Origin of the sequence: Sphaerimonospora mesophila (assembly GCF_001417795.1) — a bacterium.
Classification (GTDB): Bacteria; Actinomycetota; Actinomycetes; order Streptosporangiales; family Streptosporangiaceae; genus Sphaerimonospora; species Sphaerimonospora mesophila.
The window spans coordinates 1-13099 of record NZ_BCBX01000047.1; the positions used below are offsets into that span (position 1 = coordinate 1).

Below are 13099 nucleotides of genomic sequence, written 5' to 3' on the forward strand. Positions count from 1 at the left end.
CTAGACGCCGTAGGAGATCGCGTGCGGGACGTCGGGGCCGGTTAAGAAGAAGCTGTGGTCTTCGACCTGGACCGGATCGCCTTGGGCCGCCACTGCCGTCCCGGGTTGGGTAGCCGCCTGAGCTGCTCCTCTCGCTGACCCCAGTCGCCCGGGCAACAGCTCGCACACCGCCGTGCCCAGGAATCGGGCCTCGGCCGCCAGCATCGACCGCCGCTGCCGTTCGTTCAGATGCGGCAGCGGCACCCTCGAATTAAGCGCCCGGCAACATCGCGGCGATAGCGTCGCTCAGCCCGGCGTCGCAGTCGCGTACAAGGTCCTGCTCACCCAGGACATGCGCGGGACAGTTATCTACGCGGTGAACCCGGAGCCGCGAAGCTTCCTGGCCGACCTCATTTCTTCTCGAGCTTGACCAGCCCGGCCAGGAACTCCCGTGTTTCCGGATCGACCGCGTAGATGACCACCCTACGAAGCCCACGCGTGAGCAGCATCTTGTAGACGTTGCACACATGCCGCCGGAACTGCTCATGGGTACCCCTGGCGTCGGTGAGGTTCTTGTCCTTGCCGAACTCACGCCGGGGCACGAACCTGCCGCTATCCCCAAGAGCGGCATACGTACCTTCAGAGCCAGGATATTAACCTTGACGAGTCAGCGGAATGGATATTTCCAAATACACAGAGTCACGTTGCCCTCATTACTGGAAGATGTCAACCCGACGCCAGAAATCATGACATCATCTGCCCCATGTCTCCTTCACGGCGATCTTCTATTGACCTGCGCCATGGCTACGCCGTGGGAACCATCACTGTAATATCCTTCCTGGGATACTCATTGCTTGGCCTGGTCAAGTTCTACACATTCCGGACAGGAGTCTATGATCTGGTCATCTTTGACCAGGGTGTACGAGGGTACGCGAACTTCGGCCCGCCCCTCTCGTTCACCAAGGGGAACTGGCAGGAGCTCGGATCGGCATTCTCCCTGCTAGGAGATCACTTCTCGCCGATCCTCGCGTTGCTGGCCCCGCTGTACTGGATCCATGACGGCCCGGAAACGCTCATCGTGACGCAGGCCGCTCTTTTCGCTCTGGCAGTGGTGCCCTTCTGGACCTATGTGAGGCGCGCGCTCGGCGCGAGAGCCGCATACTCTTTGAGCATTGCCTACGCTCTGTCCTGGCCCATCGCTGAGGCGATGAGCTTTCATTTCCATGAGTACGCCTTCGTACCGCTGATCACCGCAATCCTGTTCGAGAGACTTCAGGCAGGGCGACGATGGCAGGTGCTCGCAGCAGCGGTCGCCCTGCTCATGGTCAAGGAAGATCTTGGGGTCTTGGTCACCGGTCTCGGAGCCGGCCTTCTCTTCGTCCGCGAATGGCGCCGAGTGGGACTCGTGATGATGATTGGAGGTACGGGGTTTCTGTGCCTGACCAACTATGTGATCATGCCGGCCAACGGCGGAGATCCTAACCGCTACTGGTACTACAGCGGGTGGGGCGAAAATCCCCTTGAGGCGGTCACCCACATTGTGACCCAGCCTCACGACATTTTTAGTGTCCTTTCCACACCGGACACCAAATTGTGGACGGTCTCGCTACTCTTCACTCCCCTGCTTTTCCTCCCGCTCCTGTCACCGTACGTCCTGGCGCCCGGCGCCTTGCTGGCCGAACGTATGCTGGCCACCGATCCCGGCGCCGCCGGCTGGTGGGGGACCGGTTACCACTACAACGCCGCGATCGTGATGGCTCTCTTCTGCGCCGCCGTCGACGGCACGTTACGGCTCCGCAGGGCGGTGCGAGGGCGGCGACTTGAAAAATTCGTCCCGTCCTGGACCGTTGTCGCGGCGGTTACGGCGGTGGGCATAGTCCCGTTCTTCGCATTCAAAAATCTTTTCATACCGAGCTGGTACAAGACCGGCACCCGATTCGCCGCGGCCAGTGAAGCAGTACGCCGGATACCGGACGATGTCCTCGTGGAAGCGGCCAACGCTCTGGGCCCCAACATGTCGGCTCGGGCAAAGGTCGTGGCCTGGGCCGCGAAGACGGCCGCACGCCCTGCGCGTGCGCCGTGGATTCTGGCCGACCTCAAGGACAAGCAACCACACTTCGATTCGATTCAAGACCAAGCCGCAGACGTGGAACGACTGCGACGACGCGGATACCGCGAAGTCTTCGCGCGAGACGGCTATATCGTCCTGTGTGATCCGTTATCGGTTCAGCCGTGGTCGCAGGAAACATTCGCGCGCTGAACGCTTCCAGCCATGCGTGCATCATCTTCGCTTCAGGAACCATGGAAAGCGGTCGCTGAAACGCGCTCTGCCGCCCGGTCGGCACCTCCGCCATCCGAGCCGAGGCTCCGGTGGAGCGCCTCATCAGTCGCGCGTCTTATCCGTCAGCGCCGTCGAGCCGGGCCAGGACCCGGGTGGAGAGCTCTTCAAGCGTGGTGACCTGCTCGGGGGTGAGCTGGTCGAAGAACAGCCGCCGGACGGTCTCGACGTGGTCGGGCGCGGCGGTCTCGATGGCGCCGCGGCCGGTCTCGGTGAGCACGATGAACGCGCCTCGGCCGTCGGCGGCGCATTCCTGGCGTTCGACCAGGCCGCGACGCTGCATCCGGCTCAGGTGGTGTGACAGACGGCTCTGCTCCCAGTCCAGTGCATGTTGCAGTTCATACGGGCGCAGGCGCCCATCGGGCGCGTCGGTGAGGTGGACCAGCACGTCGTAGTCGGCCAGCGACAGCCCGGAGGCCGCCTGCAGCCGCCGGTTCAGCGCGGCACTCAGCCCTGCCTGCATGCGCAGGTAGGCCCGCCAAGCACGCTGCTGGTCGTCGTCGAGCCATCGGGGAGCGTCCATGCGTCCACCCTACCCGATCTCCATGACACGTCATTGAGTTGCGGGATCAATGACGTGTCATGTATGTTCAAGGCAGTGAATGACACATCATCTTCTTTCCCGGAGGGATCGACATGACCGCCACCACCGGCCTCGACCTGACCCCGTACACCGGCACCTACACCATCGACCCGGCACACACCCAGATCGGCTTCGTGGCCCGCCACGCGATGGTCACCAAGGTCCGCGGCGCGTTCGACGACTTCGACGGCACGGTCACCTTCGACGCCGCGGACCCTGCCGCCACCGCCGTGCGCGTGACCATCCAGGCCGCCGGCATCAACACCCGCAACGAGCAGCGTGACGCACACCTGCGCAGCAACGACTTCCTGGCGATGGAGGAGCACCCGCAGATCACGTTCGTCTCCACCGGCTTCCGGATGACCGGCGACGAGAGCTTCGACCTCACGGGCGACCTGACCATCAAGGGCGTCACCAACACGATCACCATTCCCTTCACCTTCGAGGGCGCCTCCGCCGACCCGTTCGGCAACACCCGGCTCGGGTTCGAGGGCTCGGTGGCGATCAATCGCAAGGACTACGGCGTGACCTGGAACGCCGCACTGGAGACCGGCGGCTTCCTGGTCAGCGACAAGATCGTGCTGGAGTTCGAGGTCTCCGCGATCAAGAACGCCTGAGGGCGTCCGTCCACCGTCCCGCCGCCGTCGCCGTCACGAACGGCCGTCGCCTTCACGCACGCCGCCACCTTCACGAACACGTCACCTTCGCGAAAGGGAATCCGACATGACCGCCCTGTCCCTCACACCGCGCGTCGACGTCCGCCGTGCCGGCGAGCGCTTCGTCACCGAGATCGACTGGCTGGACTCCAAGCACTCGTTCTCCTTCGGCCACCATTACGACGCCGCCAACACCCACCACGGTCTGCTGCTGGTCAACAACGACGACGTCGTACGCGCGGGGACCGGCTTCGACACCCATCCGCACCGTGACATGGAGATCGTCACCTGGGTGCTGCAGGGCTCCCTGGTCCATCAGGACTCCGAGGGGCACAACGGAGTCATCTACCCGGGCCTGGCCCAGCGGATGAGCGCCGGCACCGGCATCCTGCACTCGGAGAAGAACGACTCCTGGCGCCTTGGCGGTGACGTCCACGACGAGCCGGTGCATTTCGTGCAGATGTGGGTGGTTCCCGACGAGGCGGGTATCTCCCCCGGCTACGAGCAACTGGAGATCGACGCCGAGTTGCTCGGCGGAGGGCTGGTGCCGGTCGCGTCCGGCATGGCCAAGCACGACGGGGCCGCCGCCATCCGGATCAAGAACCGCTATGCCGCGCTGTACGCGGCCCGCCTGCAGGCCGGGCAGAGCGTACAGCTGCCCGAGGCGCCGTTCCTGCACCTGTTCGTGCCGCGCGGCGCGGTCGATCTCGAGGGCGCGGGCACGCTGGGCACCGGTGGCGCCGTACGCTTCACCGCCACCGGCGGCCAGAGGGTCACCGCCGTCGAGCCGGCCGAGATCCTGGTGTGGGAGATGCACGCCGCCATCGCCGCCTGAAGACGGCCGCGCACGGCTTGCGAATCTCACAGCGCCGAGGCAGGTGCCCGTAGCCGCACGCGAATCGCCTTGATCGTCAACCGGCCTCCCCTCCAAGGAATTTCGCGGCGGGTGTCACAAACCCGGAGGCTGCCCGGTCTTAGCCGGCGACCGGGCGGCGACAAGACGACCCGGCGGACGAAAGGGGACAGTGATGAAGATCGTGGTAGTCGGGGGGACCGGCCTGATCGGCTCGAAGCTGGTGACCATGCTGGGCGAGCATGGGCACGAGGCGGTGGCGGCCGCGCCGAACACCGGCGTCAACACGCTGACCGGCGAGGGGCTGGCCGAGGTGCTGGCGGGTGCGCAGGTGGTGATCGACGTGTCGAACTCGCCGTCGTTCGAGCGGGCCGCGGTGCTGAGGTTCTTCGAGACCTCCACGGGCAACCTGCTGGCGGCGGAGGCGGCGGCGGGCGTGGGTCACCACGTCGCGCTGTCGATCGTGGGCACGGAACGGATGCCGGACAACGGCTACTTCGCGGCGAAGATCGCTCAGGAGCGGCTGATCGAGAAGTCGGAGATCCCGTTCTCGCTCGTGCACGCGACCCAGTTCTTCGAGTTCACCCGCAGCATCGCCGATGAGGCCACGGTGGACGGCAAGGTGCACCTGGCGCCCGTACCGTTCCAGCCGATCGCGGGCGACGATGTGGCCCAGGCGGTCGGCCGGACCGCCGTGGGGGCGCCGTTGAACGGCAGGGTCGAGATCGCCGGCCCCGAGCGGTTCCGGATGGACGAGTTCTTCCGCCAGGCGCTGGCCGCCTGGGACGACCCGCGCGAGGTGGTCACCGACCCGCACGCGCGCTACTTCGGCAGCGAGCTGAGCGAGCTGTCGCTGGTCCCGATTGACGATGCCACCCTCGGCACGATCCGCTACGAGGACTGGCCCGGCCGGAACGTGACCGGAAAGTAGCCGGGGCGCCCACAGCTCACGAGAGCCGTGCGGGACAAGACCGCGGTGCTCAGCGCGATTCGCCGGGTGCCGAAGCCCGATGCCGCGCCGGGCTTGTGGCGGTCGCCGTCCGGAACCGCGAGATCCTTCCGGCTCCGGGCGGCGGCCGCTTCCCCACCCGAACCCCTCGCGCTGCTCGCCGACGGCCCCCACCCACGCCCAGGCGACCGTACGGCCTGGGCCAGGGCGATGTCCTCGGCCGGTGGCCCTTCCGGCGACGGTGAAGGCGGGAACCGAACCCGCTCCCGCCTTCTTTCGGACAACGGCGACGTGCTATTCCACTGCGCGCAGGTACACGGGGAGTTCCTGGTGACCGTTGCTTATGAGGGTGGGCACCGGCCGCAGTGCCTCGGGCGGTGCCGCGAGTGACATGTCGGGGAAACGCTCGAAGAGCCGGCGCAGGGCCTCCGCGACTTCGAGGCGGGCCAGGGGGGCGCCGAGGCAGAAGTGCACGCCGTAGCCGAACGTCAGATGGTCCTTCACCTTGCGGGTGACGTCGAAGGTGTCGGCGTCCGGCCCGTGCCAGTCGGGGTGACGGTTGGCGGCTCCGTAGGCGGCGAGGATGGGGTCTCCCGCGGCGATGACCTGTCCGTCGGGCAGCTCGATGTCGGTCACGGCGAAGCGCAGCGGCAGATACTTGATGGCGGGCTCGGCGCGAAGGGTCTCCTCCACCACGTCCTCCCAGGTGGCCCTGCCGGTACGGACGAGGTGGAGCTGGTCGGGGAACGCCAGCATCGCGAAGACGGCCTGGTCGATGACGTTGACGGTCGTTTCGTACCCGGCGTTGATCATCAGAATCATCGTGTCGCGGAGTTCGACGTCGGTGAATCCGGAGCCGTCCGACTCCTCGTCGCGTGCCGCGATGAGGAGGGAGGGGCCGCGGCACACGGGACGAGGAGACTGCCGTCACACGCGGTGTGTCGACTCCGCTGGGGACACGGTGGAGGCCGCGAAGGTGGCGGGCACAGCCGGGAAATCCGCCGGGCCGGTCGAGCGTGGTCGCGGCGGCGGCGTCGGCCGCGGAGAACGGTCAGGCCTTCGCCCGCCCGCACACCCAGCCCTCGGGGATGCGACCGGACGCGAGGAACCGCTGGAGGTGATCGGTCGCCTCGGGCGTCAGCACCGAGTCGGCCTGCGGATAGATGATCGGCTCTTCTTTGGAGTTGTGCTGTTCGAGCCGATCGAGTAGTTCGGCGCACAGCCCACGCACCGGGTCGGCCGCGACGCCCTTACCGATCTCGGCGTCCAGGCGATCCATCGCCTGCCAGATCTCACCGTGCTCGCGCAACATGACGAAGATCGGTGCCATCATGCCCGCCTCCCGCAACGGCGGGAACAAGAACTCCTCTTCAAGGTAGATGTGGCGGCGCAGCCCCTCGATCGCGCGCTTCAGCGGCGTGGTGTCCTCTCTGCCCTCGGCCAGTCCCGCGACGAAGGTTTCGATCCCCTCATCGATCTCGCGGTGTTCGCGCTCCAGCGCCGACGACAGTGTCCCGCTCTCCACCACGTGATCTCCTTCTGCCGGCGTCACCATCGATGTCGCACGTACGGCGTCATGCCGGACCGGTGCGCCGATGCTTCGCGGTCGTTCTCTCTGGGTTCGACTTTCCCCCATTCTACTTGTATTTACAACGCCACTTGGATAAAAATGCCGAAGGAGACGAGCGGCATCTGAGCTGACGCGACGGCTGTCGGTGAGAGCGGTCGTGGGCGGATCGTCATCCGATGGGGGGCACCCGCAGTGCGATCAGCGCGACGTCGTCCTCCCCCGTCATGGGCATGCTGGTGAGCAGTCCGTCGCAGAACCCGTTCAGGGGTTCGCCTGCGAGCGACTCGGCGTACCGTCGCAGCCGGTCCAGGCCCCGATCGAGGTCCTCTCCCCTCTGCTCGACGAGGCCGTCGGTGTAGAGCAGCAGCGTGCTGGCCGGCGGCAGCGGCACGACTGCACTGATCCACGGCCGATCGTGGAACACCAGGCCGAGGAGGGGGTTGTCCGCCTCACGCAGGAAGCGGCTGTCACCGTCGTGCGTGACCAGCAACGGCGGCAGATGTCCGGCCACCGCGTAAGTCAGCCGCCACGCGCCGTCCCCGGCCGCTTCGAGTCGCCCCAGTACGCAGGTCACGGTGGTCGTCTCACCGTTCAAGGTCTCGAGTGCGGTGTCCAGGCGGTGCAGGATGTCTCCCGGGGGCTCGTCACGGTCGACGGCCAGCGCCCGGACCATGTTCCGTACCTGGCTCATCCAGACGGCGGCGGCCAGGTCATGCCCGGCCACGTCTCCGATGGCCACTTCCACGGCGCCCCCGGGCAGTGTGAACGCGTCGTACCAGTCCCCGCCGATCTCCGCTGCGGCCGGGCTCGCCTGGTAGCGGGCGGCGATCTCCATCCCGGGGACGTGCGGCGGCTCCGCCAGCAGGCTGTGCTGCAGGGCGAGCGCCACCCGCTGGGTGCGCCGGAACCGCAGGGCCATGCCGAGGGCGTCGTGCGTGTGGTCGAGGATCTGCCCCATCAGCTCGACGTCGGCCGGATCGATCGACGGCCGGTCCCCGCAGACGGCGGCGACCACCACCGCCGCCACCTCGCCTTGAACGACGACCGGGATGATCGTCTGGCTGTGCGCCCTGGCCTCGGTGATCCACACCCTGGCCTTGGCGTCGTAGTAAGGCGGCGGCTCACCCGGGGGAAAGGACAGGTAGACGGGCCGGCGTTCCCGTACCGCGCGCATGAACTCACTGTCGGAGGGGTGGTGGGCCTTCTGGCGCCGGAGCATTCTCGGCAGTCCGGCGCGTACGGCGGTGGCGATGCGCTCGGTGACGAACACGTCCGAGAAACTGTCCGCGAGCTCGGGGAGCAGGTGGATGTGGCAGGCGTCGGCGAGCTCCGGGACGATCACATCGGCCAGCGCCTGGAACATCTCCTCCAGATCGGTGATGTCCGCCACGGCCGCGGCGGCGCGGTCGAGCAGCTTTCTGCACCGGTTCTCCTGCCACTCCTGTTCGATCTCGGTGGATGCGCCCACCCACTCGACCACGGCGCCGTCCTTGCATACCGGTACGGCTCGCAGCCGGAAGTGCCGATAGGTGCCGTCGAGGACGCGCACCCGGAAGACCTGCTCTATCAGCGGAGGCACCTCCTCCGCGGCCCGAAGCCAGGCGTCCATGATCGACGCGCGATCCTCGGGGTGGACGACCTGCAGCCACCCGTAGCCGCGGTACTCCTCCCGTGTCTGCCCGGTCATCTTCTTCCAGTCCGGACTCACCTCTCTGAACCTGCCGCTGGGGTCGCTCACCCACACCGTGTGCGCGTTCACCCATATCAGGCTCTGATAGCGGCGCAGGAGACGGCGCTGCTCCCGGGCGAGGGTACGCATCCGCCTGGTGGCGACGAACTGCTCCGTGACCTCCACGATCACTTGCAGCACTCCGCTCTTCCCGCCGGGCAGAGGAATCTTCGAGAGGCTGTAGTGGAAGAAGCGCTCCTGCGATCCGCCGGAGGGGCAGGCCACCCTCGCGGTGGCCTGATCGCGCCGTACGGCCTCGCCCGTCTCCAGGACCCGGTCGAACAGCGAAAGGGAGTCCTGCTGTAGAAGATTGCTGAACGCCTCACGGACAGGCGTCCCGAGCGGCCGGTCGCCGAACATCGCACGCAAGGCGTCGTTCAGGTACACCAGGCGATGTTCCTTCCCCTCGGTGACCAGCACCCCGACCGGCGACGGGTCGAACACCTCCAGCGGAAGGCCACTCGTTTCTTCCCCGCGGGCAACGCCCATTACCAGTTTCCTCCGTCGCACCGTCCCCAGGCACCGACGACGAATGCAATGCGCCAACTAGCCCCAACTAGGAAATATAGGTGCAAATCGCCCAACTGGCATGCATCGGTGGGATAGAGAATCGGTGTGGTCGGGCGACGGCCCGATGTTGTCGTAGGCGGTCGGTACGCTGCCCGCGAGGGGATGGTAATGACGCAGATCACTCGGGCGCAGGCGCTCACCTTACGGATGGCCAGTCTGCTGTTGCACGACCGGCATGACGGTACGGATCGGCCGGACGACGTGGCGGGGGTGGTGACCTGGTTCGGCGCGATGCAGGCGCAGGACCTGGCCGGCGGCCTGTGGTCGTTCGGCGTACGCCTGCCGGGACGTACCGTCGACGACGTGACCGCCGCGCTGGAGCGGCGCGAGGCGCTGCGCACCTGGCCGATGCGCGGCACCATTCACTTCGTTCCGTCGCGGGACGCCCACTGGATGCTCGACCTGATGGGCCCGCGGGCGCTGGCGGGCGCGGCGAAGCGTCGCGAGCACCTCGGGCTGAGCAAGGAGATCGCCGACCAGGCGGTGGAGGTGCTGGGGACGGCACTGGCCGGCGGTGGCCGGCTGACCCGGTCGCAGTGCATCGACGTGCTCGCCGACAAGGGCATCGAAGCACCCGGCCAGTTCGGCTACCACCTGCTGTGGTACGCCAGCCAGCGCGGCGTGCTGTGCATCGCCCCGAACATCGGCAACGAGCAGAGCTTCGTGCTGCTCGACGAGTGGGTCCCCGACCCGCACCGGCCTGACCGCGACGAGGCGCTGGCCACCATGGCGGTGCGGTTCTTCCGTGGCCGCGGGCCGGCCACCCGGCAGGATTTCGCCGGCTGGACCGGGCTGACCATGACCGACGCCAGGCGCGGCATCGCGGTGGCCGGCGACCGACTGGCCGCCGTGACCGTCGACGGCGTCGAGATGTACCTGGATCCGGCGCTGCTCGACGCCGCACCACCCCTGCTGGACGGCCGCGAGGTCATCGTGCTGCCCGGGTTCGACGAATATCTGCTGGGCTACAAGGACCGCTCGCTCATGCTCGCGGACGAGCACAAGTCGGCCATCATCCCCGGGAGCAACGGCATGTTCCAGGCCACAGTGGTGCGCGACGGCCGGGTCGTCGGCACCTGGAAACGGTCAGTCACCAAGACCAAGGTGCGGATCGCGGTCCATCCACTCGTGCCGCTGAACAGGGCCGATCGGACAAAGATCAAGAAGGCCTTCGAAGGGTACGGACGCTTCGTCGGCCTTACACCCGAGGTGCAGCTGCCGTAGGCCGTCGCCGTACCTGGGAGCGGCGGCCGGAGATCCGGGTCAGGAATAGAGCGCGAAGTAGACGGCGATGTGGTGACAGAGCGCGGCCACGAGCGTGCAGGCGTGGAAGAACTCGTGATGGCCGAAGACGGTCGGCCACGGGTTCGGCCTGCGCATGGCGTAGAAGACGGCGCCCACGGTGTAGAGGGCGCCGCCGACGAGGGCGAGCACCAGCACGGTCACCCCACCCCTGTGCAGGATGTCGGGCAGCACGACCACGGCCACCCAGCCGAGGGCGACGTAGACGGGGGTGGACAGCCATCGGGGAGCGTTCGGAGTGATCATCTTCATGCCCACGCCGAAGAGGGCGCCACCCCAGACCACCATCAGGATGACCTGTCGCAGGCCATCGGGCAGCAGCAGGACGCTGATCGGCGTGTAGGTCCCCGCGATGAACACGAAGATCATGGAATGGTCGAGCCGGCGCATCAGCTGATAGCCCCGCTCCGACCAGACCCGCCGATGGTAGAGCGCGCTGGTGCCGAACAGGGCGCACACGCTCAGGCTGTAGACGAGGCAGCTGAGGAAGGGGGACCAGCCCGGCCGTACGGCGGCGAGCGAGCACAGGACGATGCCGCATACCGCTGCGACTCCGGAGGCATAGGTGTGCAACCAGCCCCGCATCCGGGGCTTGCCGATGTCCACGGGTCGCAGGTGCGTTGGATGGACCGACGTCATGACCTCTAGGTTACGGTACCGTAGGTTACTCGCAAGTACGCTCTCCGGGCGCGACAGCCGGCTCACCCAACGAAGGGTCGCCATCGCCGCGGTCCTCGCCGGCCACGACCGGGATCGAACAGCCGCGATGGCGTTCCAGGCGCCTCGCTCAGCGTTCGCGTCGGCGCCGGACCCTGCCGCTCACTCCACCGAACAGCGCCAACCCCTTCACCACGACGACCGGCGCCGACGGGTCGACGTCCGGGGGACTCTGCACGTCGAAGCCGCCGAAGACGCCGACACCGCTGCAGCGCACCTCCACCCCCTCGGGCACGATGATCTCGGCTCCGCCGAAGACCGCGTTGACCGTGATCTCGACCTCCTTGGCCTCGAACTGGGCCTCGGACAGGTCGAACCGCAGGCCGCCGAAGACGGCGAAGGCCTTCGTCCGCCGCCGTACCCGCCAGCGGCCCTTGCGCTCGGCGCCGCCGAAGACGGCGACGATGTTCTCGGGCTCCGAGTTGGCACTCGGCGCGTAGGACACCGGGCTCGCGGCCGGACGGGGCCGGTCGACCTGTAGGTCGTGGGTGAGGACCTCGAGCTCCCCCATGGTCTTGGCCTGATAGAGGCCGTCCAGGCGCTCGGAGTACTCCTCGTGGCTCAGCTGACCGGTGCTCAGGGCCTCGCCGAGCACGGTGGCGATCCGCTCCCTGTCGCTGTCCGATGCGCGCAGGTGCGAAGTCTGGGAGTCCCTACGCTGAGGAGGATTTTCCATGCTGAACACGATAGTTCTCATTCGCCCCCACAGGGAGCCCGCCGTCTCCACCGACCGGCCCTCGCCGGGCGGCCAGACCGCCCGGACCGGTCGGCCTTCCGGTCAGGTCGGCAGCGATCACCCAGCGGGGTCGGCCCCCAGGGCGTTCATCTCCGCGTAGGTGAGCATCCCGCGGGAGAAACCGAACGTGCCCTGCTCCGCGATCTCCTGTGCCGCGGCGAAGGCCGCGCTGAACGCGGCACGCGCCAGGGCCGATCCGAGGCTGACGCGGCGGGCGCCCGCGGCGGCGAGCCGGGCGACGGTCACCCCGTCCGAGCCGCCGGCGAGCACGTTGACCGGCCTGCCGACCGCGCCGCAGACCGTACGGATCGCCTCAAGGTCGGGCAGGCCCGGGGCGTAGAGCACGTCGGCCCCGGCCGCCTCGTACGCCTGCAGCCGGGTGATCGTGTCGTCCAGGTCGGGTCGGCCGTACAGGAAGTTCTCCGCGCGTGCGGTGAGCGTGAAGCGGAACGGCAGCGCCCGCGCGGCCGCCACCGCCGCCTCCACCCGGCGCACCGCCTCGTCCAGCCCGGCGATGGGCCGGGACGGGTCTCCGGTGGCGTCTTCGATCGAGCCGCCCACGGCACCGGCCTCGGCCGCGAGGCGGATCGTGTCGGCCACGTCCCGCGGGTCGGGCCCGAAACCGCTCTCCAGGTCGGCCGCGACAGGCAGATGCGTGGCCGAGACGATCGCGCGGATGTTGGCCAGCGTCTCCTCACGGGTGACCTGGTTGGCGCCGTCCACCCGGCCGAGGGCGAGGGCGAGGCCGCCGCTGGTGGTGGTCAGGGCGGGAAAACCCATCCGGGTGAACAGCCGCGCCGTGCCGGCGTCCCACGGGTTGGGAATCACGAACGTGGGGCCTTCATGCAGCGAGGCGAACGCCTCCGCGCGGCTGCGCTGGTCAGCGGGGTCCAGGGTCGTCGATGTTCTCACCGTCGGCATGCCGGTGCCCTCCTCGGTGGGCCTCACCACTACTCGATTCCGTCATGTCCACAGCGAGCCGCCTGGACGGCTGCCGGGTCGCATCGACCCTAGTGCCCCTCCCGCCGATCTTTGCCTCGTCGCGTCGTCCAGGGCGGCACCTCGCGGCGTTGGAGTCGTCGCTCGTAGCTCCGCTACTCAGCCCCTCCTCCGCCTT

13 protein-coding genes are annotated in these 13099 nt (G+C 67.8%); 5 read left to right on the top strand and 8 right to left on the bottom strand.

Going from position 1 to position 13099, the window contains the following annotated elements; translation table 11 throughout:
- Nucleotides 1-389: 389 nt before the first annotated feature.
- Nucleotides 390-581 (bottom strand): hypothetical protein, encoded by a 192-nt coding sequence (locus AP234_RS27360; protein WP_055482626.1) that lies wholly within the window; start codon nucleotides 579-581, stop codon nucleotides 390-392.
- A 161-nt stretch (nucleotides 582-742) separates the two neighbouring features.
- On the opposite strand from AP234_RS27360, the gene AP234_RS27365 reads away from it, so the two are divergent.
- A complete protein-coding gene (locus AP234_RS27365; protein ID WP_083502485.1) occupies nucleotides 743-2239 on the top strand; it encodes a DUF2079 domain-containing protein in 1497 nt (498 codons plus the stop codon).
- A gap of 136 nt (nucleotides 2240-2375) precedes the next feature.
- Here the strand turns inward: AP234_RS27365 and AP234_RS27370 are convergent, their stop codons facing one another.
- A complete protein-coding gene (locus AP234_RS27370; protein WP_055482628.1) occupies nucleotides 2376-2840 on the bottom strand; it encodes a MarR family winged helix-turn-helix transcriptional regulator in 465 nt (154 codons plus the stop codon).
- Between the two features lie 113 nt (nucleotides 2841-2953).
- Here AP234_RS27370 and AP234_RS27375 point away from each other — a divergent pair, with 113 nt between their 5' ends.
- The 3 genes from AP234_RS27375 to AP234_RS27385 all read left to right on the top strand — a co-directional run bounded on the left by AP234_RS27375 (nucleotide 2954) and on the right by AP234_RS27385 (nucleotide 5340).
- A complete protein-coding gene (locus tag AP234_RS27375) occupies nucleotides 2954-3517 on the top strand; it encodes a YceI family protein (protein ID WP_055482629.1) in 564 nt (187 codons plus the stop codon).
- Nucleotides 3518-3623: 106 nt separating this feature from the next.
- Nucleotides 3624-4391: a pirin family protein gene (locus AP234_RS27380; RefSeq protein WP_055482630.1), complete on the top strand. Its 768-nt coding sequence runs from the start codon at nucleotides 3624-3626 to the stop codon at nucleotides 4389-4391.
- Nucleotides 4392-4584: 193 nt separating this feature from the next.
- Nucleotides 4585-5340 carry an SDR family oxidoreductase gene (locus AP234_RS27385; RefSeq protein ID WP_055482631.1) on the top strand — a complete coding sequence of 252 codons (756 nt, stop codon included), beginning with the start codon at nucleotides 4585-4587 and terminating at the stop codon, nucleotides 5338-5340.
- A 312-nt stretch (nucleotides 5341-5652) separates the two neighbouring features.
- On the opposite strand, the gene AP234_RS27390 is transcribed toward AP234_RS27385, so the two are convergent.
- The 3 genes from AP234_RS27390 to AP234_RS27400 all read right to left on the bottom strand — a co-directional run bounded on the left by AP234_RS27390 (nucleotide 5653) and on the right by AP234_RS27400 (nucleotide 9146).
- Nucleotides 5653-6267, bottom strand: coding sequence for a cytochrome P450 (locus tag AP234_RS27390; protein ID WP_235558403.1), 615 nt, complete (start codon nucleotides 6265-6267; stop codon nucleotides 5653-5655).
- A gap of 142 nt (nucleotides 6268-6409) precedes the next feature.
- A complete protein-coding gene (locus AP234_RS27395; protein WP_055482745.1) occupies nucleotides 6410-6883 on the bottom strand; it encodes a hemerythrin domain-containing protein in 474 nt (157 codons plus the stop codon).
- Nucleotides 6884-7097: 214 nt separating this feature from the next.
- On the bottom strand, nucleotides 7098-9146 hold the full coding sequence (locus AP234_RS27400; RefSeq protein WP_055482632.1) for a SpoIIE family protein phosphatase: 2049 nt from the start codon (nucleotides 9144-9146) through the stop codon (nucleotides 7098-7100).
- Nucleotides 9147-9335: 189 nt separating this feature from the next.
- On the opposite strand from AP234_RS27400, the gene AP234_RS27405 reads away from it, so the two are divergent.
- A complete protein-coding gene (locus tag AP234_RS27405; RefSeq protein WP_055482633.1) occupies nucleotides 9336-10451 on the top strand; it encodes a winged helix DNA-binding domain-containing protein in 1116 nt (371 codons plus the stop codon).
- Between the two features lie 39 nt (nucleotides 10452-10490).
- Here the strand turns inward: AP234_RS27405 and trhA are convergent, their stop codons facing one another.
- The 3 genes from trhA to AP234_RS27420 all read right to left on the bottom strand — a co-directional run bounded on the left by trhA (nucleotide 10491) and on the right by AP234_RS27420 (nucleotide 12903).
- Nucleotides 10491-11168, bottom strand: coding sequence for a PAQR family membrane homeostasis protein TrhA (gene trhA, locus AP234_RS27410; protein ID WP_055482634.1), 678 nt, complete (start codon nucleotides 11166-11168; stop codon nucleotides 10491-10493).
- A 148-nt stretch (nucleotides 11169-11316) separates the two neighbouring features.
- Entirely contained in the window at nucleotides 11317-11922 is a 606-nt protein-coding gene (locus AP234_RS27415) for a DUF1707 SHOCT-like domain-containing protein (RefSeq protein WP_055482746.1), read from the bottom strand.
- 117 nt (nucleotides 11923-12039) lie between these two features.
- Complete coding sequence (locus AP234_RS27420; RefSeq protein ID WP_055482747.1) at nucleotides 12040-12903, bottom strand: isocitrate lyase/PEP mutase family protein; 864 nt, start codon at nucleotides 12901-12903, stop codon at nucleotides 12040-12042.
- Between the last annotated feature and the right edge of the window lie 196 nt (nucleotides 12904-13099).